This window comes from Oxalobacter paeniformigenes (assembly GCF_027158465.1).
GTDB classification, from domain to species: domain Bacteria; phylum Pseudomonadota; class Gammaproteobacteria; order Burkholderiales; family Burkholderiaceae_D; genus Oxalobacter; species Oxalobacter paeniformigenes.
Map to the genome: position 1 here is coordinate 25,577 of NZ_JAMKYL010000004.1, position 24,634 is coordinate 50,210.

Genomic DNA, 24,634 nt, shown 5'->3' on the forward strand with positions numbered 1-24,634 from the left:
CTCCATTTGTCGCATGTGAGAGGTTAATATTATGGCATTGCTCAAAGAAGACAAAGCGGCTATCGTGTCCGCAAACGCACGCAGCCAGAACGATACCGGTTCGCCGGAAGTTCAGGTTGCATTGTTGACCGCCCGTATCAATGATCTGAACGGTCACTTCAAGGTTCACACCAAGGATCATCATTCCCGTCGTGGATTGATCAAGATGGTGAACCGCCGCAAGAACCTGCTGGCGTACCTGCGCAAGAAGGATATCAACCGTTATCGTGATCTGATTGCGAAACTCGGCCTGAGAAAATAATCGTTGTTGCGAGCCGGAAGTTTTTTGTGAAATGCCTGCGCCAGTGTCTGTCGCGGGCATTTCGTTATGAGCGTCACCTGCGGTAAAGTATGAAAAAGCGGAAGATTGTCGTTATCGAAAGTTGTTTGTCGTTATGAGGCGAACGGCAGCGCCTGAAAACCTGCCGGAAAAAATGAAAGGAATTACATGTTCAATAAAGTAAGCAAGACATTCCAGTACGGTCAGCATACCGTGACGCTGGAAACAGGTGAGATTGCGCGCCAGGCCAGCGGCGCTGTGATGGTATCGATGGACGATACCGTAGTGCTGGCAACCGTTGTCGCCAAGGATGATATCAAGCCGGGTCAGGATTTTTTCCCCCTGACGGTGGATTATATTGAAAAGAGCTATGCCGCCGGCCGTATTCCCGGCAGCTTTTTCAAACGTGAAGGTCGTCCTTCCGAAAAAGAAACCCTGACCTCGCGTCTGATCGATCGTCCGATTCGTCCGCTGTTCCCGGACGGCTATTTCAATGAAGTCCAGGTCATCATCCATGTATTGTCGGTCAATCCGGAAATCGATCCCGATATTCCGTCCATGATCGGTGCATCAGCAGCCTTGTGTGTTTCCGGAATTCCTTTCAATGGGCCGCTGGGTGCCGCTCGTGTCGGTTATATCGATGGTCAGTATGTCCTGAATCCGAATGCATCCCAGCTGCCGCTGTCGCAGCTGGATCTGGTCGTCGCCGGTACCGAACAGGCGGTTTTGATGGTCGAATCCGAAGCGAAAGAATTGCCGGAAGACGTCATGCTCGGCGCTGTCGTATATGGTCATGAACAGATGAAAGTCGTCATCCAGGCCATTGACGAACTGGTACGCGATGGAGGAAAGCCGGAAGTCGAATGGGAACCGCCGGCCAAAAACGAAGCACTGATCGCTGAAGTCACGCGGATTGCCGAAGACGAATTGCGCAAGGCATATCAGATTCGCCAGAAACAGGCACGTTCGACCGAATTGCGCCATATTTATGAAAGGGTCAACCAGACGCTGGCCGCCGAAGCTGAAGCAAAAGGCGAAGCGGCACCGGATACTGTCGAAGTCGGCAATATCCTGTTCGAACTGGAAGCACGGATTGTCCGTTCCCAGATTCTGGACGGCGAACCCCGTATCGACGGACGTGATACCCGTACGGTACGTCCGATCACCATCCGTACCGGTGTGCTGCCGAGAACGCACGGATCTGCGCTCTTCACGCGTGGTGAAACGCAGGCATTGGTCGTCGCTACACTGGGTACTTCACGCGACAACCAGAAAATCGATGGACTGATGGGCGAATACAGCGATGCATTCATGATGCATTACAATATGCCGCCGTTCGCAACCGGTGAAACGGGCCGTGTCGGTACCCCGAAGCGTCGTGAAATCGGTCATGGTCGTCTGGCAAAACGCGCACTGGTCGCCTGTCTGCCTTCTCAGGAAGAATTCAGCTATTCCATCCGTCTGGTATCGGAAATCATGGAATCCAACGGTTCCTCGTCGATGGCATCCGTTTGCGGCGGTTCGCTGGCATTGATGGATGCTGGCGTTCCGGTCAAGACGCATGTCGCCGGTATCGCCATGGGGCTGATCAAGGAAGGCAACAAGTTCGCGGTTCTGACCGATATTCTGGGCGATGAAGACCACCTCGGCGATATGGACTTCAAGGTCGCCGGTACGGAAAAAGGCGTGACAGCCTTGCAGATGGATATCAAGATCCAGGGCATTACCAAGGAAATCATGCAGGTCGCGCTGGCACAGGCACGCGAAGGCCGCATGCACATTCTGGGCAAGATGCAGGAAGCGATGCCGCACTTCAAGACAGAATTGTCCGACTTTGCACCGCGTCTGATTACGATGCGTATCAATCCGGAAAAAATCCGTGATGTGATCGGCAAGGGCGGTGCCGTCATCCGTGCGTTGACCGAAGAAACCGGCGCGCAGATCGATATCAGCGATGATGGTGTCGTCACGATTGCATCCGTCGATGCGGCAGCCGGTCAGGAAGCCAAACGCCGTATTGAAGAACTGACGGCTTCTGTTGAAGTCGGCAAAATCTATGACGGTACTGTCTTGAAATTGCTGGATTTCGGCGCTATTGTTCAGATATTGCCCGGTCGTGATGGCTTGTTGCATATCAGCCAGATTGCAAACGAACGTGTCAATGCCGTATCGGATTATCTGGAGGAAGGACAGTCGGTTCGTGTCAAGGTTCTTGAAACGGATGACCGTGGCCGGATCAAATTGTCCATGAAAGCCGTCGCTGCAGAAGAAAACAACGCTTCGGCAGAATAAGGATTGCTCCGTTTCTGGCGCATGTGCCGGACGCAGTCCTGAAAAATCCTCCCGGTATTCTCCGGGAGGATTTTTGTTTGACCGGAAACGGTTTGATGAATGAAATCGAAAGAAACACGGTAAAAGGGTATATTGCCATGGCGACGTCCTGTATCCGGAATATCATGTCGGGCGTTTGGGTATCGGGTTTCTTTCAGGATATCCCGAAAGGGGAAAAGAACAGATGAAAGCGATTGAAATTATCGACCAGGGGTCGAAGGGTTATCTTCAACTGGCAGAAAGACCGGTTCCGGTAGCGGGGCCCGGTGAAGTATTGATCCGCGTGCATGCTGCCGGCATCAACCGTCCTGATGTGTTGCAGCGTATTGGCCGTTATGTAGTACCGAAAGGCGCACCGGATATTCCGGGTCTTGAAATCGCCGGTGAAATCGTCGGCGGCGATCTGTCAGGCAGTGACTTCAAGGTCGGCGATATGGTTTGTGCGCTTGTACAGGGGGGTGGGTATGCCGAATACTGTACAGCCTGCACCAGACTGTGTTTGCCGATTCCGAAAGGACTGACACCGATCGAGGCGGCATCGTTACCGGAAACCTATTTTACGGTCTGGAGCAATGTCTATGATTTCGGTAGATTGAAGGAAGGTGAAAGTCTGCTGGTTCAGGCAGGCGCTTCTGGTATCGGCGTTACGGCTATCCAGATGGCGCAGGCGATGGGGCATCGCGTATTCGCCACGGCACGGACGGAAGACAAATGCCGTGCCTGTGAAAAGCTTGGTGCCGAACGGTGCGTCAACTCGACCACGGAAAATTTTGCCGAATATATCAGGCAGGCGACGAATGGCAGGGGTGTCGATGTCATTCTGGATATTATCGGCGCGGCCGTTCTCGACAAGGAAATCGACTGTCTGGCCGATGAAGGACGTCTCGTTCTGATCGCGTATTTGGGCGGCCGTCTCGGTACTGTGGACCTGGCACAGATCGTACACCGGCAGTTGATGGTCACCGGTTCGACACTTCGCCCGCGTTCAAATGACTTCAAAGCGGAAATCGCGGCCAATCTGAGAAAACATGTCTGGCCACTGATCGAAGCAGGGAAGATCAAACCGGTCATTTACCGGGTATTCCCGCTGGCGGAAGCCATGCAGGCCCAGAAACTGATGCAGTCCAATACCCATTTCGGGAAAATCGTGCTGCAGGTGATCTGAAACTGCTGATTTGTTTCAGGCAGGATGGCGTTTGCGGAAAACCAGATCCCAGACGCCATGTCCGAGCCTTAAGCCGCGTTTTTCAAATTTGGTCACCGGCCGGTAATCGGGACGCTGTGCGTATCCGGATGCCGTATTTTGCAGGCCGCGTTCTCCACCCAGTACTTCCAGCATTTGTTCCGCGTAATTCTGCCAGTCTGTCGCACAATGCAGGTAGCCGTTGTCTGCAAGACGGCTGACGAGCAGGCGGACGAAATCCGGCTGTATCAGACGTCGTTTGTGATGGCGAGCCTTGTGCCATGGATCCGGGAAGAAAATATGTACGCCATTGAGTGAATTTTCGGCAATCATGTTTTCCAGTACTTCGACGGCATCATGCTGGATGATCCGTATGTTGGACAATCGTTTTTCCCCGATCTGTTTGAGCAGGCTACCGACACCGGGTGTATGGACTTCCACGCCGATAAAATCCAGCTCCGGCAGGCTTTCGGCGATTGTCGCGGTGGTCTCGCCCATCCCGAAACCGATTTCCAGAATGACCGGCGCCGTTCTTCCGAATGTTTTTGCGTAATCGAGCGTTTCCCTGGCAAATGGCAGACAATATGCAGGTCCAAGTTCACGAATGGCGCGTTCCTGTCCTGTGGAAAGGCGTCCGGCACGCGTGACGAAACTTCGGATGCGACGTGTTTCCGGATCGAAAAACATGGGTTTCCCGGAAGAATGCATAACAGGCTGGTCTGGCATAATCGGCTGTGTCATCAGGTAAAACGGAATGAGAGCGTCATTTTACGCAGGTTTGAAAAGCTTGGGAACCGACATTTCAGGCTGTCTGGCGTTTGGCAGACGCATCGGAAACATGTCGCTACTTCCGGAATGCCATATATGGATCGGAAACCGTGCGGGATACTGCACGGTACATATATGGATTGGCGGAATCAGCGTTTTTTCGTATAAAAAAACAACAGCCAGCATGCCAGAAAGAACAGCAACAGTACGATGGAGAGACACCATACCACCATGCCTTGCCCCAGCATGACCAGCGGAACGGCAAGTGATGTCCAGAAACCACCGCCCATGATCGGTTCATGAAGCAGTTGTTTATAACCGAAAGCTTCCGCAGCGACGGTTTTGTTGTCGGGATCGACTGTACGTAACAACATCAGCCCGGTGGCGGTTACACCGGTTGCCTGTCCCAGTTCGGCGATCGAACGCTCGAACCATGCCTGATCGAAAATGCGTGGACCGATGATCAGGACAGCGCAAATATTCCAGAGCATGCCAAAAGCGATCAGAATACACAATGGAGCCCAATAGGAAAGGACGAATTCCACACGGATGGATGCGATGGCGGCGACGACCAGAAAATCCAGCGCGGCACCAGTGACACGTTGCATCTGGCCATGATCGGCCAGTTTGTCCAGTCCTGTTTTTCTCAATGCGATCTGGAGCAAAACGCCGCCGATCATGCATAATGGGAACAGCGGCAGACTTTGCATGATTTTCATCTCATGAAACGATGCCGGCGTGATATGTTCGGTCAGGATCAGCGCTTCCTTGATGCCGTATCCGATCAGTATGGCGATACCGACGAGCGCGATATGCAGTGCCAGAGAATCGACAGAAGCGGAATAGACGGTCTGCCATCCGGCCGGCGGACGTTTGTCGCAGGGATAGATGCCGATACGTTCCATCCGTGTTTTGTCGGCGAATGTCCGGATATCGCTGATGTCACCGCGTCGTACGGCAATATTGATGAGAATCATGCCGGTGACAATGCCCAGTACCAGACCGCAAGTCGCCACCGTGTAACCCAGGTCGGCGCCTGCAGGCCAGCCAAGTTCTGCGAAAGTTTCCGACAGGCCGCCGACTGTTCCATGACCGCCTTCAAAGCCGATTTCCAGCAGATTGCCGAAAACATCCGGTACGTTGAAAAACGGTGCCAGCAGAAAAAAGACCAGTCCCAGGCCGACGACATATTGCCCCCAGGCAATGATTTGTCCGAAACAGAACTGGGGTGCGGTCAGATGCCATATTTTTTTCAGGGATGTCGGAGATATACCGAGAAACAGGCCGGCAAAAACGATGTTTATCAGAAATCCCGGCAGCTTGCCGAAAGCGATGAACCAGTCAGGTGAAATGACGTGTCCCAGCGTATTGATCGCTGCCAGTCCGATGAAACCGCCGATGACGGAAGACGGGATGAAAAGGCGCTGGAAGATCGGAAAAAAGGACCGGATGGCCATTCCCGCTGCCAGAAGAACGCAGATGGCGCAAAAAGACATGATGGCTGTCATGAGAGGCTTTCGTATCGGATTCGTCCGGAAACAGGGTCGCCGGCGGAAAAACACGGTGACAGGTGATGCCGGCCTGGATAATACAACAGCGGCAGTCAGACGAGACCGTAAGGAAATAATGCATCATCGGAATCATTTTCTCATGATACGGATCAGTTATCATGCGATTTTCGGTATATGAGGGCATGCGCTGTCGCGTACAGGAGACGTGCTCGTATTGCCTGTATGAGACAGGCAACAAAAAACCCGCCTTGCGCGGGTTTCGTTTTTGCGGATCTGGTGCCCACGGAGGGATTTGAACCCCCACACCTCGCGGCACATGGACCTGAACCATGCGCGTCTACCAATTCCGCCACGTGGGCATTTGCTGTATCTGCTATTATACAAGTTTTCGACCGTTTTGACCAGTCATTCCGACTGTGAACTCAACTGCCGAAACAGGTTTGCTATTATAACGTGATACAAAGATATGTCAACAGTCTTGCGTAATCCGGCAAAAGAAAGGATGATGAGATTGTTGTATTGCCGCGATGAACCCTTTTGATCAAGAAAACTTTTGAAAAAATATCCTTACCCCATTCCCAGTCGGGAAGAAATTATCGAATCCCTGCGTCAGACAAGCAGGGGACGGAGTGCCAAAACCATTGCACGGGAACTTCATGTCAAAAAAGCAGGCATGGAAGGCCTGTTGAAACGTCTGGAAGCCATGGAACGTGATGGCCAGCTGATGTGCGATGCCAAGGGCAATTACAAGATCAATACCGCAACCCATTTCATCACCGGTTATGTCCATTCGCATCCGGATGGATACGGTTTTGTGATCCGAGATGACGGCGGGGAAGATATTTTCCTGTCCGAGAATGAGATGCAGAAGGTCATGCACAATGACAGGGTGCAGGTTCGTGTCGTGAATACGGATCGCAAGGGACGTCAGGAAGGCGTCATTGTTTCTGTGACGAATCGTGCACATACCCATATTGTCGGGCGGTTGGTCAATGAAAACGGTGTCTGGCTGATCGTTCCGGAAGACCGTCGCATCGTTCATGACATTCTGGTGGATGGTTCTCCCGGCAAGGCCAAAGCCGGCCAGATCGTCAACGCGCAGCTGGTTTCGCAACCGTCACGCTATACCCAGCCGGTGGCGCGGATTGTCGAAGTCCTTGGTGATATCGATGATCCGGGAGTGGAAATCGAAATCGCCGTGCGCAAGTTCGGCCTGCCGCACATATTTTCCCATGAAGCCTTGTCGGAAGCGGAACGTCTGCCGGATCAGGTATTGCCGGAAGACTTCGAGGGACGTGTCGATTTGCGGGATATTCCACTGGTGACGATTGACGGAGAGGATGCGCGCGATTTCGATGATGCGGTGTATTGCGAGCCTGTGAAACTGGCGGGTGCTGATGCCTACCGGCTGATCGTCGCGATTGCTGATGTCAGTCATTATGTGAAACCGAATGCTCCGCTGGACAAGGATGCGCTTTTGCGTGCGACGTCGGTGTATTTCCCGCGCCGTGTCATTCCGATGTTGCCGGAGAAATTGTCCAATGGCTTATGTTCGCTCAATCCGGATGTGGATCGGCTTGTTCTGGTTTGTGATGCACTGGTCTCATCCGAAGGGGAAGTGAGCGCTTACCAGTTTTATCCGGCGGTGATGCATTCGGCTGCACGCATGACCTATACGGAAGTCGCTGCGATTCTTGCCAACCAGAGAGGACCTGAAGCCGCGATTTATGCCGGTCTGGTGCCGCATCTGATGGATCTTTACGGATTGTACAAAGTACTGGCGGCTGCACGCGAAAAACGGGGGGCGATCGATTTCGAGACGGTCGAAACCTATATCGTCAGCAATGAAGCCGGAAAAATCGAGAAGATTTTGCCGCGTGTGCGTAACGATGCGCACAAGCTGATCGAAGAGTGCATGCTGGCGGCCAATGTCTGTGCGGCCGATTTCATGAAACGTTCCCATCATCCTGGGACTTATCGTGTACATGCACAGCCCAATGAACAGAAACTCGAACAGGTCAGAACGTTTCTTGCGCAGATCGGGTTGTCGCTGGGAGGCGGCGATTCACCGGCTCCGTCCGATTATGCAGCACTGATCAAACAGATCGAGTCGAGGCCCGATGCACCGTTGTTGCAGACCATGTTGTTGCGTTCGATGCAACAGGCCATGTACAGCCCGGACAATATCGGCCATTTCGGTCTGGCATATGAAGCATATACGCATTTCACGAGCCCGATCAGACGGTATCCTGATTTGCTGACGCATCGTGTCATCAAGGCAGTTCTGGCAGGAAAACGTTATGTCCCGCAGGGTATCGACCGACGCATGCTCAATACCCAGGTTCCGGGTTCGATACGCAAGCAGATGTTGCAGGAAAAGACAGGCAAGGCAAAAAAAGCCAGTGCGGAGGAAGCCATCTGGGAGGCGCTGGGTTTGCATTGTTCAGCCAATGAACGACGTGCCGATGATGCCTCTCGGGATGTCGAGGCATGGCTCAAATGTTATTTCATCCGGGACAAACTGGGTGAACATTTTACCGGCACGATTTCCGGTGTGGCCGGTTTCGGTATTTTTGTCCAGCTTGATGATTTGTTTATTGAAGGGATGGTACATGTTGCTGATCTGGGAAGCGACTATTACCATTTCGATGAAATACGTCATGAATTGCGTGGCGAACGTACCGGTGTCCGTTATCAGCTGACGGATCGTGTGATCGTACAAGTCAGCCGTGTCGACATGGATGCACGCCAGATCGATTTGCTGATCGTCGATGGACCGTTCAGGGCTACGGATGCTGCCGGCGAAAAAGGACCGGCCAGCCAGCCCGGACAGCATGTCATATTCGACAGGTACAAAAAACGGAATATCGCTGCGTTGACCGACAAGGATGCCAGAATAGAGCCTGTGCATGCGGGACGACGCCAGCGGTCGCGGTGAACGGAATTTTGCAATATCGGAAACAAAATGAAAAACAAGGTTATATTCGGTTTTCATGCCGTGACATCACGTTTGCGTCATGAAGCGGCATCGGTGGAAGAATTGCTGGTCGATTCGGAACGCAATGACCGACGCATGCAGGATTTGCAAAAGATGGCGAAAGAAGCCGGTATCCGTATCATTGCAGCGGACAGTGCAAGGCTGGACAAAATGGTGGGGACGCGGCGTCATCAGGGAGTGGTTGCGATCGCCTCGCCGTTGTCGCTGGCGAAAAATCTCGATGAATTGCTGGATGCGATCGAGGGGCCGCCACTGCTGCTGGTACTGGATGGTATTACCGATCCGCATAATCTTGGCGCCTGCCTGCGGGTGGCAGACAGTGTAGGTGCGCATGCAGTCATTGCGCCGAAAGACCGTTCGGTCGGGATCAACGCCACAGTGGAAAAAGTGGCAAGCGGTGCTGCGCAGACTGTGCCCTATATTACCGTTACCAATCTGGCACGGACGCTTCGCCAACTCAGGGAACGGGATATCTGGGTCGTCGGAACTTCCGACGATGCAGGGAAAAGCCTTTATGAGGTGGATTATGCAGCCGGAACCGCTTTCGTGATGGGATCGGAGGGGGAAGGCATGCGGCGTCTGACCCGGGAAACCTGTGATGAGCTGGTCGCGATTCCGATGTTCGGTTCCGTCGAGAGCCTGAATATTTCCGTAGCGTCCGGTATCTGTCTGTATGAAGCACGCCGTCAGCGGCTCCTGAAAACACCATCATAAAGCCGGCAGGCTGTGTACATTTTTCCGGAAACGGTTATCATCTTGTTCCCGGATTGTTAATTATTGTCTTGAACATGTTTCGTCATTTACGCGAAGATATCAAAAGTATCATTGAACGCGATCCTGCCGCGCGCAATACCTGGGAAGTGTTGACTTGTTATCCGGGATTCCAGGCCATTCTCGTTCATCGCGTTTCGCACTGGTGCTGGAATCACGGGCTGAAATGGTTCGCCCGTTTTTTCTCGCATCTGGCGCGTATCGTGACGGGCATCGAAATTCATCCCGGAGCAGTCATCGGCAGGCGTGTTTTCATTGACCATGGATGTGGTGTCGTCATCGGTGAAACGGCTGAAGTCGGAGACGATTGCACGATCTATCAGGGGGTGACGCTGGGTGGTACTTCGCTCAGTAAAGGTAAAAAACGGCATCCGACGCTTGAACGGGGTGTCATTATCGGTGCTGGCGCCAAGGTACTGGGCAGCTTTACGGTCGGCGAGATGGCCAAGGTCGGTTCCAATGCGGTAGTCGTCAGACCGGTGCCAGCCGGTGCGACGGCTGTCGGCAATCCGGCACGGATTATCCAGAAAGATGAAAAACGCGATAAAACCGATGCCGCCAGCGTTCTTTTTTCCGCTTACGGCATTACGCCAAACGAGGATGATCCGCTGATCAAGGCCTTGCGCGGGCTGATCAATAATGCGGCGGCTCAGGAACATCAGCTCAAAAATATCATCGCCGCACTGGAAGCTGCGAAAATTCCGCTTGAAACATTGCCTGAAGAAGACAAGGTCAGTCCGGAACAACTTAACAAGCTGGTGGAATAAGTCATCATCTGAATGACTGTTTTGCCGGAATTTGGCAAACAATCCACGCTGTTGCAAGTTTTACATCTTTTTCCTTCCGAACGGTTTATTTCGTCGACAGATTTATTTAACATGAACGCAAGGCCCGTCATGTGATGGTCGCCATGAAGACTGTTTGTCATTGTCGATGGCACGACAGCCGGAATTTCCCTGTCGGAAAGGAGAAGGCGATGCAGAATCCCCTGAAAAAAGTGAATCTGGCCCATTATTGGCGAAAAGCGTTTGTCAAATGGGGTGTTGCGATTATTGCGTTGCTGATCGTCGTTTATGGCGTGGTCGGTTTTTTCGTCGTGCCTGGCATATTGCGTGACAAGGCTCAAGCGTTTGTATACGAAAAGTTCGAACGAACGCTGGCGATGTCGGATGTGTCGTTCAATCCATTTACCCTGACGGCAGAAATCGACGGCATGCGACTGTCGGAACACGGGCGTGACGATCCTTTCCTGACGTTCGATCATTTGACACTCAATGTATCGGCGCAGTCGATTTTCCGGATGGCGCCTGTCATCGAGGAAATCAGGCTGGTCAATCCTGTGGTACGTCTCGTTCGGACGGACAGCCATCATTACAATATCGATGACTTCGTGGCTTTCGCCATGGAGCCGAAAGAAGACGATTCGCCGGCACGTTTTTCCATCAACAATATCCAGATCGAAAATGCGACGATCGAATTCGACGATCAGCCGAAAAAGAAACGGCATGTGCTGAATGAACTGAATGTAACCGTTCCTTTTGTCTCATCCATTCCGTCGCAGGTCGATATTTTCGTCGATTTGGCGGTCAGCGGAAAATTCAATAACGAAAATATCGCGCTGACCGGCAAGGCACGTCCCTTTTTCAGGGAAAAGGACGGGATGTTTACGGTCAATCTGGACCGGATCGATTTGCCCGTTTATGTGGACTATTTGCCGTTTACCCCGAAATTCGCGCTGAAAGACGGAAAAGTTTCCATTCATATGAATGTCGGTTTCGGGCAAGCGGAAAGTGGCAAGCCCGGCCTGACGATGGCGGGCAATGTGCTGCTCGAGTCGCTGGTGCTGGACGGGGCAGACGGCCATCCGGTTGCCAGAATTCCTTCTCTCGGCGTTGATCTGGCTCAAAGCGATATTTTGTCGGGCAATATCGGTATTGACCGTATCGAACTCAAATCGCCTGAACTGTATCTGGACAGAAATCGTGCTGGCGTATGGAATGTTTTGCAGCTGGCCGATTTCCCGCAGGATAAAAAGACGGACAAAGCGGTGAGTGCCGGTGAAGACAATGCAGACAAGACCGGTATTCCCTGGCATGTCACCCTGAAACAATTTGTTGTTAGGGATGGTATGTTCCGTATCAATGACCAGATACATGTCGTACCGGCGAATTTCTCGGTCGACCATTTCGGCCTGAATGTCGAAGGTGTCGTACTGGATGTTCCGGGACGTCATGTGATGGTGGAAAAAGTCGCATCAGAAGGGACGGATATCCGTTTCTTGCACGGAAAACTGAAATGGCAGCAGCAAGCACGTACACCAGCAAAGGCGCTTCGCCAGGCAGCCAGTGAAGCGGGTGAAAAAACGGGTTTCGGTTTTCAGGTCAATCGTGCGGAAATCAGGGACTGGTCCATTCATTTCGAGAACCGTGATGCCGGCATGAAGGTCGTCACCGATGTCGATGGACTCACGGTCATCGTTGACAATCTGTCCAGCGAGCAGGACAGGACGGTACAAGTGGCACTGGATGCAAAAGTCAACCAGCGTGGGACATTATCGCTTGCCGGAAACCTGAATCTGTCGCCGCTGAAAGGAGATATCGACCTGGACTTCCGGAATGTAGATGTCCGTTTCGTACAGCCTTATATTGAGGATTTCGTCAATTTGTCGGTCAGACAGGCGGATTTGACCCTTCAGGGCAAATTGCAGCTTACGCAGACGAAAAACCAGAACTTGCAGGCACGTTTTACCGGCAATGCCGGTATCGGTAGGCTGGTGACGGTCGATCAGTTGAGCAAACAGCCCTTTGTCAGCTGGAATGATTTGTCCCTTAAAGGTATCCGGTTTGATCTCAAGCCATTGTCGGTCGTTGTCGATCAGGTCAGACTGAACAACCTGGCTGCGCGCGTGATCCTCGGTTCCAACGGTCGTCTGAACCTTCAGGACATTATGAGGAGCGAGACGGGAGGCAGAAAAAGTCTGACTGATGCAGAGGAAAAAGGCATAGCGACGACAGCGCAGGCAGCATCAGCCGACACAAATGCGGAGACTGCACGGAAAAAACGGCCGGATTATTCTGTCAGAATCGGAAAATGGTTGATAAACAACGGAAAAATCCGTTTCTCGGATAATTTCATCCGCCCGAGATATACGGCAAACCTGGTCAATTTGCAGGGGTCGGTTTCAGGGCTCTCGACGGCCGTGAACAGACAGGCTGCCGTCAATATTCGTGGACGTGTCAACGGCGCGCCGCTGGTGATCGCAGGATCGTTCAATCCGTTCGGCAGTCTGGCGCTCGACATCAAGGCAAAAGTCAAGGGAATGGAACTGGCACAGTTCAGTGCCTATTCCGGAAAATATATCGGGTACGGTATCGAAAAAGGCAAGTTGTCTTTCGATGTTGCTTACAAGGTGGAAAACGATCAGCTTTCCGCAGAAAATTCTTTGATTCTCGATCAGCTGACGCTGGGCGAGAAGGTGGAAAGCGAGTCTGCTGTCAATTTGCCGGTCAGTCTGGCGTTGTCTTTGTTGAAAGACAGAAATGGTGTGATCGATATCAATTTGCCGATCGGTGGTTCGCTCAATGATCCGGAATTTTCAGTCAGTGGAATCGTTTTGCGTGTTATCGTCAATCTGATCCAGAAAACGGTGACTGCGCCGTTTTCACTGCTTGCTTCGTTGATCGGCGATTCCGAAGAACTTTCGTGGTTGCCGTTTGATCCGGGAAGCTATGCTATTTCTGCCGATGGTGAAAAGAAACTCGGTTTACTCGCCAGAGCACTGGAAGAACGTCCCGGACTGAGTCTGGAAATCGCGGGAAGATACGATCCCGCTATCGACAGCGAAGGACTGGGCAAAATGACGATCCTGCGCAAGATCAAGACCGAAAAGGCGCGCAAAATGGGACAGACGGTCGCCGTGAAAGATATCGTTCTCAGCGAAAAGGAATATGCCGATGGTGTGAAACGGCTGTATGGTGATGAGGATTTCGACAAGCCGAGGAACTGGATCGGGTTCAGCAAGTCGCTGCCCCTGCCGGAAATGGAAAAACTGTTGTCGCGGCATTATGCGGGCAAAAAAGACGACATGATCCGTTTGGCGGACAGACGGGCACAGGCTGTGAAAAACTGGCTGGTGGAACAGGGCAAGGTTCCTGAAGAAAGACTTTTCGTGATGGCAAGCAAGGCACGGGAGAGTGCCGGGGATGAATCGGGCAATCGGGTGGATTTCTCCCTGAAGTGACAGTGGCATTCTGGCGGAAACACAATAACGGGTGGCGGAACCGATGACTGAACAAAAAACAAATGCAGACAAGACCGGAAAGCGTGTCTGGCCAAAGCGCATACTGATCGGCTTTTTGTCGGTTCTGGTATTGCTGGTGGTGGTCGTGGGTGCCGGTATCGTGTTTCTTCCGGATATCGTCCAGTCCAAAGCACGCGATTTCATGGCCGAGAAGTTCGATCGAAAACTGGTGATCGGCGACATGAGCATGAATGTGTTCAGCCTGAAGATGGAAATGAAAGATGTCAGTTTGTCCGAACCTGGCAGCGACAGGACATTTGCGTCATTCGATTATTTGCTCGTCGAACTTTCGCCCGAAACGTTGACTTCATTCAAACCGGTGGTCAGACAGATCCGCCTGACGAAACCGGAGGTTCATATCGTTCGCGATCGTGATCGTGTTTTCAATATTGCCGATATGGTGGGCTATTTCTCGCAGAAGGATGAAAAAGATACCGGAAAAACGCTGTTTTCCATCAACAATATCCAGGTCGAGAACGGGACGATTCGCGCCGATGACGAAGTGCGGAACAAGCATTTGCTGGTCAATGACATGAATATCAGTTTGCCGTTCATCGCCAATATGCCGTCAGATGTCGATATATTCGTCAATTTTGCAGTCAGTGCACGTATCAACAAAGACAAAATCGAGCTGATCGGCAAGTCGAAACCGTCTCGTGATCGGAAAGGTGGCAGGATCGGTCTCAAACTGGAACGGTTCGATTTGCCGACTTATCTCGGGTATTTACCGTTCGATCCGGGATTCAAACTCAAAAGCGGCAAGTTTTCAGCCGATCTGGATATTGTGTTCGCCAAAAGGGAAGGAGATAAGCGTCCGGTTTATGTCGAAGGAAATGTGACGCTGGATTCCGTGTGGCTGACCGAACCGGATGGCGCAGATATACTTCGTTTTTCGGAACTGAAAGTCGATATTGCCAAAAGCGATATTGTGTCCAGACAGATCGCGATAGATCGTATCGGCCTGAAAAATCCCGGTGTTGTCCTGGATCGCAATGCAGCAGGCCAGTGGAATGTTTTGCGCTTGCTTAGCGGTTTGCCGGGGAAAAAAGCATCACAAACCGGCGAGGCAGACAAGGCTGGTCAGGCTTCGGCAAAACGTCCACTTTCCGTAGATGTCGGCGAACTGTTCATTAATGGCGGGAAAGTCAGGCTGACCGACCGTATATCGGGTATTCAGCTCGACAGCGGCAATATGTCGACGAAGCTTGGCGTGCATCTGGATGTGATACCAGATGAAATGCCGAGGCTTGTCGTCGGTGGCCATGTGACGTTGAAGGGAACGGGCCTTTCCGGACTGAAAAACCGTACATCCATATTCCGGTTGTCGGAATTGAAAATGGATGTCGGGAGAAGCGATATATTGTCGGGCAAGATCGGAATAGAAAATATTGGCCTGAAAAACCCGCAGGTTTTTCTGGCGCGTGATCGTGCAGGCCAGTGGAATATCGGTTCGCTGCTGAATGCAGGGAAAGGATCTTCGCAAGGATCGGATGCATCGGGCAGTCATTCGACAACCAATGGTATGCCGCTGATGGTAACGCTGGGATCGTTGACGGTCAGTGGCGGACAGTTGCAGTTTACGGATCGAGCCTATGCGAAACCGGTCAGTATAACAGCCGGCGGTTTTGGGCTGAATGTCGAGAAACTGTCGCTGGATATGAACAGCCGTTACCTGTCTGCGGACAAAGTCGTTTCTTCAGGCACACAAGTGCAGATGATCCACGATTTGCCTGAACTGATCGCCAGCTTGCAGGATAGTGACAAGGCAAAAGCGACTGAAAAAGTGGTGGATGCGGCATCAAGGCATACCGGTTTCCGTTTTATGGTGAAACAGGCGGGTATCAAGGGATGGTCGTTGCATTTCGAGAATCGGCATGAACGACAGCCAGTCGTGACGGATATCAGACAACTGGATGTGATGCTGGAAAATTTGACAGAGGCCATGGATAAACCGGTTCCGTTACGCTTGCAGGCCAAAGTCAATGATCGGGGATCGGTTGCGGTAAAAGGGAAAGTGACGGTATCGCCCCTGAAAGCCGAACTGGATGTAGATGTCAGGGATGTGGATATCCGTTTTGTGCAGCCATATATCAACGATTATGTGAACCTGAAGTTGCGGCAGGCGGATTTGTCGGTTAAAGGAAAACTGCAAGCCCATCAGAACAAGGCAGGCGTTCTCCAGGGACAGTTCAAGGGCGGGGTGTCATTAGACAGACTGGCTGCGGTTGACCAGTTGACTGGACAACCGTTCGTCAGCTGGAAAGAGCTGGCTTTCGAAGGGGTTACGGTGGATCTGTCTCCGCTTGCCATTATCGTGGACAAGGCAAAGATGAGCGATATGTCCGCAAGGATTATCCTGTCCTCTGAAGGACGGCTGAATCTGCAGGATATTCTTCGCAGCAAGGCAGGTGGGCAAAAGAGTCTGACCGATACCGAGGGAATACAAAAAAACCGTGGACATGCCACAACGGCGAAGTCCACCGGTAAAAAACGGAAACAGCATCGTTCGATTGCATCGGATAAACCGCCGTTTTCTGTCGTCATCAAACGCTGGCTCCTTCGTAACGGAAGTGTTCGTTTTACCGACAATTTCATCAAGCCGCGTTATACCGCCAATCTTCTCAATTTGCGAGGCGGTATGCGGAATATTTCGAGCAATCCGTCCACACAATCTCGAATGTGGCTCAAGGGACAGGTCAATGGCGCGCCGCTGGTGGTTTCCGGTTATATCAATCCGTTGAGCGATTCGCTTTCGCTTAATATCAAGGCACAGGTAACGGGCATGGAACTCGCCCAGTTCAGTGCTTATACCGGAAAATATCTGGGTTACGGAATCGAAAAAGGAAAATTGTCATACAAGGCATCTTACCGGATCAGCAATGGCAAACTGGCGGCAGAGAACTCGCTGGTTCTCGATCAATTGACGCTGGGTGAAAAGGTCAAGAGCGACGAAGCAACCGATTTGTCCATCGAGCTCGCACTGGCATTGCTGAAAGACAGTAATGGAGTAATTGATATCAATGTCCCGATTTCCGGTTCTCTGAGTGATCCGAAGTTTTCGCTGGGCAGTATTATCGGTACAGTGATCATGAATGCCCTGAAAAAGGTCGTGACGGCACCGTTCTCTTTCCTTGCGTCGCTCAACGAAAAGGAAAAGGAACTTTCCAGCATGACATTTGCGCCAGGTAGTGCGGAATTGACGGAAAAAGGTGTGCAGCGTCTGGAAAGGATGGCACAGGGACTGGCGAAACGACCGCATATCAAGCTCGAACTCACGGGACGTTATGATGATGTCGCAGACCGTGCCGGATTGGGTGAAATGGTACTGAACTGGAAGTTGCGTGCACTCAAACGGAAAAAACAGTCGATTCCTTCTTTTGAAGAAGTGACGGTGTCGCCTGCCGAATATCCGGCGCTGTTACATGAGGTTTACCGGAACGAATCTTTCGCCAAGCCGGAAAATGCGTCCGATGCAGAGATGGAGAAACTGTTGGTACAGCATTACGCCAAACGGGATGACAATCTGGTCTTGCTGGCGAACCGGCGTGCGGAAGCTGTCAAGAACTGGCTCGTTCTGAAAGGCAAGTTGCCGGATGAGCGGATTTATTTGCTGGCAAGCAAAAAAGGCGAGGCGGAAAAAGACCGGCCGGCCCACAGGGTTGACTTCAATTTACGCTGGAAAAATTGAGCGTTTCAGCTGCGAGAGTCGGTAACCGGTCGTCGGGAAAAAGTTTTGCTCAGAAAAGGGGAACCGGCCAGACCGAATCGCCATGGCGTTTCTTTTGCGCGTGAAATGCCGATACGTGGACCTGAGACGATGGTAAGGTGTCGTGGTGCCGGTTCAAGATGGCAAAAGGCTGAATCCAGCGACAGGCCGTTTTCGTTTTTTGTGATGCCGAGTGCCTGACACAACCGTCCGGGGCCTGCGCATAACAGGCGTATATCGGTCATATTGCGTCGCTTTTGCATGAGCGGAATACCTTCAATGGGTTCGATGGCCCGAATCAGTACCGCAGCGCCATGCCCGGACTGGCGACAAACGAAATTGACACACCAGTGAATGCCGTAGGAACGGTAAACGTAAAGGTGTCCCGGCGGGCCGAACATGACGGCGTTGCGCGTCGTCGGACCGCAAAAACTGTGCGATGCCGGATCGTTTTCGTCATAGGCTTCGGTTTCGACGATAATACCGCCCGTACCCCGATAGGAGAAAAAAGTGCCGATCAACCGTTGCGCCAGCGTTTCAGGCGGCACGGAAAAGTCGATTCCGCCAAAAACGTGTGTCATGCCAGATCCCGACGGAAATTGGAAAAGTCGGTTTAGCAGGAATGCCGGATGAGCGCGCCATCCGGTGTCAGTTCGATCCAGTCGCCACGTTTCGGTTCTGCATCCAGATTCCAATCTGACAATACCATCCGGGTACAGTCGATGTTATTCGGGCGGTGAACATGATCACCGGGATGATGGGTGTGTCCGTGAATCAGGACGGTCGCGCCGGTTTGTGTGAACAGCGCATCGATGGCGGCAGCATTGACGTCCATCATTTGCATGGATTTTTCACGGTTGCCCTTCTGGCTATCTTCGCGCATACCGGCGATAAGCGCCTTGCGCTGTGCCAGCGGCATGCCGAGGAACTGTTTTTGCCAGAGCGGATTGCGTACCATTGTCCTGAATTGCATGTAGGCCTGGTCGTCGGTGCATTGGGCGTCGCCATGCACCAGCGCGATTTTTTTCCCGGCAAGATCGACGACGGCCGGTTCCGGCAAGGCTTGCGCACCTGTGGCCTCGAGAAATCGGTTGCCGGTCAGGAAATCGCGGTTGCCGCAAATCCAGAAAACAGCCGTACCGCTGTCGGCCAATGAACGAAGCGCGCCGACAATGGTTTTCAGATATTCCGAATCCATATCATCATCACCGGCCCAGTATTCGAACAAATCGCCGAGAATATAGAGCCTTTCGGTCTGTTGTCCCTGCGTTTTCAGAAAATCCAGAAAAGCACGTGTCGTTTCCGGCAAGGCCGGTTGCAAGTGCAGATCGGAAATGAAAATGGCTTTTTGCCGGGTATTCGTTTGAGCTGGCTGGTTCATGGATGGATCCGGAATGGTTGAATAGGTCAGAGTTCTTCGGCTTTCTCGATGATGACGTCTTCCAGCGGTACATCGGCATGCATGCCGGCCCGACCGGTTGCCACTCTTCTGATACGATCCACGACGTCTTTTCCGTCCGTTACCTTGCCGAATACGCAATATCCCCAACCATCTTGTCCGGGATAGTCCAGAAAGTCATTGTTGTTGACGTTGATGAAAAATTGCGCGGTCGCGGAATGCGGATCGGGTGTTCTGGCCATTGCGATGGAATATGTTTCGTTGGACAGTCCATTGTTGGCTTCGTTTTCGATCGGCGGGTTGGTTTTTTTCTGTTTCATGCCGGGTTCGAAGCCACCGCCCTGAATCATGAAGCCGTCGATGACCCGATGGAAAATGGTGTTGTTGTAAAAACCGGAGCGGACATAAGACAGGAAGTTGTCGACGGTTTTCGGTGCGTTGGCCGCGTCCAGTTCAATCTTGATCGTGCCGAAATTGGTATGCAATGCGACGGTCATATTTTTCCTTTGATAGGTTAGAAAGAATCGGTATGCCAGTTGGCCCGTTCGGGCAACGGCGCCACCCCGATAGCGGCAAGTGGCGAAAAAAAGCACAGTGCGCTTTTCCATACGGGAAAACATTCTAGCAAACTCTGGATGGACGGGGGATATTGCTGTGGATTCAAATGCCGGTGTTTTGACGCAGTTTATTGTTTTTCTTGTGCCGGACAGACATGTCAAAATGGCGGTTACACAGTAAAATAACTGTTTATTTGTTTTCATTTCAAAGTCGAAGATGGACGAACTCCAGATATACAACAGCCTGACGCGCAGCAAGCAGGTATTCATTCCCATCGAACCGGGCAAGGTACGTATGTATGTATGCGGTATGACGATTTATGATTATTGTCATATCGGGCATGCCCGCATGATGATGTCATTCGATATCGTGTACCGCTGGCTGAAGGCGCTGGGTTATGAGGTGACCTATGTTCGCAACATTACCGATATCGATGACAAGATCATCCGGCGAGCCGGTGAAAACGGCGAAACCATATCGAGTCTGACGGCACGGTTTACACAGTACATGCACGAAGATACGCAGGCGCTGGGCATATTGCCGCCGGATCATGAACCGCGTGCCACCGAGTATGTTCAGGAAATGCTGGAGCTGATCGGCAAGCTGGAACAAAACGGGCTGGCGTACCAGTCCGATGACGGGGATGTGAACTATTCCGTCCGCGATTTCGAGGGATACGGAAAACTTTCCGGCAAGTCGCTGGACGATTTGCGCGCCGGCGAACGGGTCGATATCAATACGGGCAAACGCGATCCGCTGGACTTCGTGTTGTGGAAGTCGGCCAAACCCGAAGAACCCGAAGAAGCCAAATGGCCTTCCAAATGGGGTGTCGGTCGTCCGGGCTGGCATATCGAGTGTTCGGCCATGTCCAGCAAATTGCTGGGAGACCATTTCGATATCCATGGCGGAGGTGCCGATTTGCAGTTCCCGCATCACGAAAACGAAATTGCCCAGTCGGAAGGTGCAAGCCATCATCCCTTCGTCAATTACTGGATGCATAATGGTTTTGTGCGTGTGGATAACGAAAAGATGTCGAAGTCGCTCGGCAATTTCTTTACGATCCGTGACGTATTGCAGACCTATGATGCCGAAGTCCTGCGTTTCTTCATCGTCCGTTCACATTACCGCAGCCCATTGAATTATTCGGACGCACATCTCAATGATGCACGTTCGGCGCTGACGCGCCTTTATACGGCATTGAAAGATGTGGACGTGCAGGAAGGGCCGGTCAATTGGGAAGAAGCGCATGCCGTACGTTTTGCCAAAGCCATGAACGATGATTTCAATACGCCGGAAGCCGTGGCGGTATTGTTCGATCTGGCCAATGAAGTGAACAGGACACATTCGCCGGAAATGGCACGTCAGCTCAAGGCGCTCGGGGGCGTGCTCGGACTGCTGGAACGCGATCCGCGCCAGTTTCTCAAAGGAGATGGCAGTATCGATGCTGGCGAGGAACAGTGGATCGAACAGCAGATTCAGGCACGGCTTGAAGCACGGAAAGCAAAAGATTTCGCGACTGCCGACAGGATTCGTGGCGAATTGCTCGAAAAAGGTATCGTGCTGGAAGATCGTCCAGGCGGCAAGACGGAGTGGCGGCGTCAGTGAATGACTGCCATGCAGCGGGTATCGCTCGACAATGCGTCCGTATGGGATTTGGCCTGCAAGGAGCTTGCGCGGCGTGATCCGGTGATGGCGGAAAGGATCCGTCAGGCAGGCAGTGAACGCTTGACCGGCAAGGGTGATCCTTTCAGGACGCTGGTACGTTCGATTGTAGGGCAGCAGATTTCCGTCAAAGCTGCGGATGCGATATGGCGGCGCCTGATGGTGGTTTGTCCTGATTGTCGGCCGGCAGGCATTGCGGCGGCCGGTGAAGCTTCACTGGCTTCTTGCGGGCTGTCTAAACGGAAGATCGATTATCTTCAGGATTTGGCGTTTCATTTTCTCGCGCGTAAAATCCGCATCGATTGCTGGAAAGATATGAGCGATGAGGAAGTGATCGCCGATCTGGTGCAGGTGCGCGGAATCGGACGCTGGACGGCGGAAATGTTTCTGATTTTCAACTTGCTGCGTCCCGATGTGCTGCCGCTGGATGACGTCGGTTTGCAAAAGGCAGTCAGTGCGCTTTACTTTTCCGGGCAATCGGTTTCACGCAGTGAAATACGGAAAATCGCCACAAACTGGGTTCCATGGCGTACTGTCGCGACCTGGTATTTGTGGCGCAGTTTGACACCACTTCCGGTAGAATACTGAAAAATTCAATTTTGCGACTGCAAAAGCCCTGCGGTCGGTAAAAAGGAGATAGTGTGGCTAAAACAACTTTTCTCAGTTTCGAACAGCCTATTGCGGAACTGGATGCCAAGATCGAGGACTTGCGTAATGTCCAGGATGATTCGGCTGTCGATATTTCTGACGAAATCGCCAAACTGGCGCAAAAAAGCCGGCAATTGACCAAGGATATTTATTCAAAACTGACGCCATGGCAGGTTTCACAGATCGCGCGTCACCCGAACAGGCCCTATACACTGGACTATATCAAGGGCATTTTTACCGATTTTCATGAATTGCACGGTGATCGTGCTTTTGCGGATGATCCGGCCATCGTGGGGGGGCTGGCACGTTTCAACGGTATGCCTTGTGTCGTGATGGGACACCAGAAAGGGCGCGATATCAAGGAAAGAAGTTTCCGCAATTTTGGCATGCCGCGTCCGGAAGGCTATCGCAAGGCGCTTCGTCTGATGCGGCTGGCGGAAAAGTTCAATTTGCCGATTTTCTCCTTTGTGGATACTCCGGGCGCATTTCCGGGGATCGATGCGGAAGAACGCGGACAGTCGGAAGCGATCGGGCGCAATCTGTTTGCCATGGCCGATCTGAAAGTGCCGATTATCGCCACCATCATCGGGGAAGGCGGTTCCGGTGGTGCACTGGCGATAGCTGTGGCCGATACCGTGCAAATGTTGCAGTATTCGGTATATTCCGTCATTTCGCCGGAAGGTTGCGCCTCCATTTTGTGGAAGACGGCGGAACGTGCCAATGAAGCGGCAGAAGCATTGGGACTGACGGCGCAACGTCTGAAGGAAATCGGCATGATCGACCGGATCATCGAAGAACCGCTGGGTGGCGCGCATCGGGACATGAACGGCATGATCGCCATTCTGAAACAGGCACTGGCCGAATCGTATGAACAGCTCAGGAATGTGCCGCTGGCCGATTTGCTGGAAGCGCGTCGTGAAAAATGGCTGAATTACGGCAAATTCAAGGATACGGCCCAAACGAAATAATCGAGGCCATTTTGCACAAGCTGGAAAACGAATTCGAACGCGCATTGGAATCTGTTCTGATGCGCGTTTTTTCAATGGAAAAGGGTATCGGTATATCTTCCGGTGAAAAACTGCGTGAGAATATGCCGCCGGTAGCCGTCGCGTACAGCGGCGGGCTGGATTCGACAGTTTTATTGACACTGTCGTCACGTATTGCCGAAAAAAAAGGCTTTCCGTTGCTGGCTTTTCATGTCCATCATGGACTGAATCGTGAGGCAGATGCATGGCTTGCGCATTGCCGCAAAATCTGTGCGGAACAGAATATCGGTTTTGACAGCTGTCGCGTTGTCGTTGACCGGAAAAGCGGACAGGGGATTGAAGCGGAAGCCAGACGGCAACGTTATATCGCGTTGAACACATTATGCAGGCAACATGGAGTTCAGTTGCTATTGACGGCGCATCATCAGGATGATCAGGTCGAAACGGTGTTGCTGCAGTTGATGCGCGGTACCGGTATCGCCGGTATGGCAGGCATGGCACCGGTTGCGAAAATGCCTGAATCCTCGTCCGAAAACAGATATCTGGGGCGCCCGCTGCTGTCGATTTCCCGGGAAAGGCTTGCGCAGTGGGCGCATGCAGAAGGCTTGACGCATGTCGAGGATGATTCCAATGACGATGTGCACTATACACGCAATGCGATCAGGCATGAACTGGTTCCGGTTCTTTCCCGAATTTTTCCGGGATTCGGCAAACGTCTGGAACAGACGGCACAGCATATGCGTTATGCGTTGGATATCCTGAACCATACCGGTATGCTGGATTTGCAGGCATGTACGACAGAAACCGGAACGCTGGATCTGGCAAAAGCGTCAGTGTTCGATGTCGGCAGGATGGATAATTTGCTGCGTTGCTGGTTAGCGGCAAACGGATTGAACATTCCGTCGGTGGCATGGTTTGAGCAGATGAAACGACAGCTGCTGTGTGCGCGTCCGGATGCCGCGATCGAATTGCCGCTGGACAGGAAAATCATCAGGCGATACAGAACGGAAGCCATTGTCGGCATGTCCGCAGAAGAAGATGACGACGGCAATAAAACAGTTGATATACGCTGGAACGGAGAAGAGGTTTTCGTTCTGGCTGCCTGGCGTGGAAAGTTGTTCTTCGATTCTGGAGAGAGCGGGATCGATCCGGTATGGCTGAAAAAGCAGACTTTGCAAGTGCGGCCTTATTCAGGTAACGCGATGCTGAAATTGCCGAAACGTCCGACGCGGAAACTGAAACTGTTGTGCCAGGAAGCAGGGATCGCACCATGGCAACGAAAAGAAATGCCACTGGTTTATATCGGGGATACACTGGTGTTCGCAGCCATGCTGGGCCAATCGGTCAAATATGCCGAAAAGGGGAAAAAAGGTATCCGGTTACGTTGGGAATGTCAGGAACAGGTGTCTTTTAAACGCCAATCCTAAGCGATGCACTTGTGCATTTCCAACCCAAACTGTAAAGTTAAAAACAGGACTTTTATTTACTTTTCAA

At 52.1% G+C, this 24,634-nt stretch carries 18 protein-coding genes and 1 tRNA gene; 13 read left to right on the top strand and 6 right to left on the bottom strand.

The genetic code is table 11. The annotated features are described in order from the left end of the window. The first annotated feature begins 31 nt into the window (after positions 1–31). The 4 genes from rpsO to NAI64_RS06065 all read left to right on the top strand — a co-directional run bounded on the left by rpsO (position 32) and on the right by NAI64_RS06065 (position 3,815). On the top strand, positions 32–301 hold the full coding sequence (gene rpsO, locus NAI64_RS06050) for a 30S ribosomal protein S15 (RefSeq protein WP_269298770.1): 270 nt from the start codon (positions 32–34) through the stop codon (positions 299–301). 186 nt (positions 302–487) lie between these two features. Beyond that, the gene (gene pnp, locus NAI64_RS06055; RefSeq protein WP_269298772.1) at positions 488–2,611 is read left to right on the top strand and encodes a polyribonucleotide nucleotidyltransferase; all 2,124 of its coding nucleotides are present in this window, start codon (positions 488–490) and stop codon (positions 2,609–2,611) included. A gap of 95 nt (positions 2,612–2,706) precedes the next feature. Further along, positions 2,707–2,838: a hypothetical protein gene (locus NAI64_RS06060; protein WP_269298773.1), complete on the top strand. Its 132-nt coding sequence runs from the start codon at positions 2,707–2,709 to the stop codon at positions 2,836–2,838. Continuing rightward, positions 2,835–3,815, top strand: a complete 981-nt coding sequence (locus tag NAI64_RS06065; protein ID WP_269298775.1) for an NAD(P)H-quinone oxidoreductase — start codon at positions 2,835–2,837, stop codon at positions 3,813–3,815. The genes NAI64_RS06060 and NAI64_RS06065 overlap by 4 nt, the downstream gene beginning before the upstream one ends. 15 nt (positions 3,816–3,830) lie before the next feature. Here NAI64_RS06065 and trmB read toward each other — a convergent pair whose 3' ends face one another. The 3 genes from trmB to NAI64_RS06080 all read right to left on the bottom strand — a co-directional run bounded on the left by trmB (position 3,831) and on the right by NAI64_RS06080 (position 6,471). Then, positions 3,831–4,559 carry a tRNA (guanosine(46)-N7)-methyltransferase TrmB gene (gene trmB, locus NAI64_RS06070; RefSeq protein WP_269298986.1) on the bottom strand — a complete coding sequence of 243 codons (729 nt, stop codon included), beginning with the start codon at positions 4,557–4,559 and terminating at the stop codon, positions 3,831–3,833. Positions 4,560–4,750: 191 nt separating this feature from the next. Further along, complete coding sequence (locus NAI64_RS06075; protein WP_269298777.1) at positions 4,751–6,109, bottom strand: sodium/glutamate symporter; 1,359 nt, start codon at positions 6,107–6,109, stop codon at positions 4,751–4,753. A gap of 277 nt (positions 6,110–6,386) precedes the next feature. After that, positions 6,387–6,471: transfer RNA gene (locus tag NAI64_RS06080), tRNA-Leu, on the bottom strand. 194 nt (positions 6,472–6,665) lie between these two features. Here NAI64_RS06080 and rnr point away from each other — a divergent pair. The 5 genes from rnr (at position 6,666) to NAI64_RS06105 (ending at position 17,869) form a co-directional block, all read left to right on the top strand. Further along, the gene (rnr, locus tag NAI64_RS06085; protein ID WP_269298779.1) at positions 6,666–9,050 is read left to right on the top strand and encodes a ribonuclease R; all 2,385 of its coding nucleotides are present in this window, start codon (positions 6,666–6,668) and stop codon (positions 9,048–9,050) included. Between the two features lie 27 nt (positions 9,051–9,077). Next, positions 9,078–9,824: a 23S rRNA (guanosine(2251)-2'-O)-methyltransferase RlmB gene (gene rlmB / locus NAI64_RS06090; protein WP_269298781.1), complete on the top strand. Its 747-nt coding sequence runs from the start codon at positions 9,078–9,080 to the stop codon at positions 9,822–9,824. A gap of 74 nt (positions 9,825–9,898) precedes the next feature. Then, a complete protein-coding gene (gene cysE / locus NAI64_RS06095) occupies positions 9,899–10,648 on the top strand; it encodes a serine O-acetyltransferase (protein WP_269298783.1) in 750 nt (249 codons plus the stop codon). Positions 10,649–10,857: 209 nt separating this feature from the next. Continuing rightward, entirely contained in the window at positions 10,858–14,121 is a 3,264-nt protein-coding gene (locus NAI64_RS06100; protein WP_269298785.1) for a DUF748 domain-containing protein, read from the top strand. Between the two features lie 43 nt (positions 14,122–14,164). Then, positions 14,165–17,869, top strand: a complete 3,705-nt coding sequence (locus NAI64_RS06105; protein WP_269298787.1) for a DUF748 domain-containing protein — start codon at positions 14,165–14,167, stop codon at positions 17,867–17,869. A gap of 5 nt (positions 17,870–17,874) precedes the next feature. On the opposite strand, the gene NAI64_RS06110 is transcribed toward NAI64_RS06105, so the two are convergent. Genes NAI64_RS06110 through NAI64_RS06120 form a run of 3 tightly spaced genes read right to left on the bottom strand, consistent with a single transcriptional unit; the run spans position 17,875 to position 19,783 of the window. Continuing rightward, positions 17,875–18,468 carry a DNA-3-methyladenine glycosylase gene (locus NAI64_RS06110; RefSeq protein ID WP_269298789.1) on the bottom strand — a complete coding sequence of 198 codons (594 nt, stop codon included), beginning with the start codon at positions 18,466–18,468 and terminating at the stop codon, positions 17,875–17,877. A gap of 32 nt (positions 18,469–18,500) precedes the next feature. After that, the gene (locus NAI64_RS06115) at positions 18,501–19,268 is read right to left on the bottom strand and encodes a UDP-2,3-diacylglucosamine diphosphatase (RefSeq protein WP_269298791.1); all 768 of its coding nucleotides are present in this window, start codon (positions 19,266–19,268) and stop codon (positions 18,501–18,503) included. A 26-nt stretch (positions 19,269–19,294) separates the two neighbouring features. Beyond that, positions 19,295–19,783: a peptidylprolyl isomerase gene (locus NAI64_RS06120; protein WP_269298793.1), complete on the bottom strand. Its 489-nt coding sequence runs from the start codon at positions 19,781–19,783 to the stop codon at positions 19,295–19,297. Positions 19,784–20,060: 277 nt separating this feature from the next. On the opposite strand from NAI64_RS06120, the gene cysS reads away from it, so the two are divergent. From cysS to tilS, 4 genes are read left to right on the top strand one after another with little or no spacing between them, the layout of a single operon-like run. Then, positions 20,061–21,449, top strand: coding sequence for a cysteine--tRNA ligase (gene cysS / locus NAI64_RS06125; RefSeq protein ID WP_269298795.1), 1,389 nt, complete (start codon positions 20,061–20,063; stop codon positions 21,447–21,449). Then, entirely contained in the window at positions 21,450–22,094 is a 645-nt protein-coding gene (locus tag NAI64_RS06130; protein WP_269298797.1) for a DNA-3-methyladenine glycosylase family protein, read from the top strand. It abuts the gene before it with no gap. Between the two features lie 53 nt (positions 22,095–22,147). After that, a complete protein-coding gene (locus NAI64_RS06135) occupies positions 22,148–23,122 on the top strand; it encodes an acetyl-CoA carboxylase carboxyltransferase subunit alpha (RefSeq protein ID WP_269298798.1) in 975 nt (324 codons plus the stop codon). Between the two features lie 11 nt (positions 23,123–23,133). Beyond that, a complete protein-coding gene (gene tilS / locus NAI64_RS06140; RefSeq protein ID WP_269298799.1) occupies positions 23,134–24,567 on the top strand; it encodes a tRNA lysidine(34) synthetase TilS in 1,434 nt (477 codons plus the stop codon). Positions 24,568–24,634 lie beyond the last annotated feature (67 nt).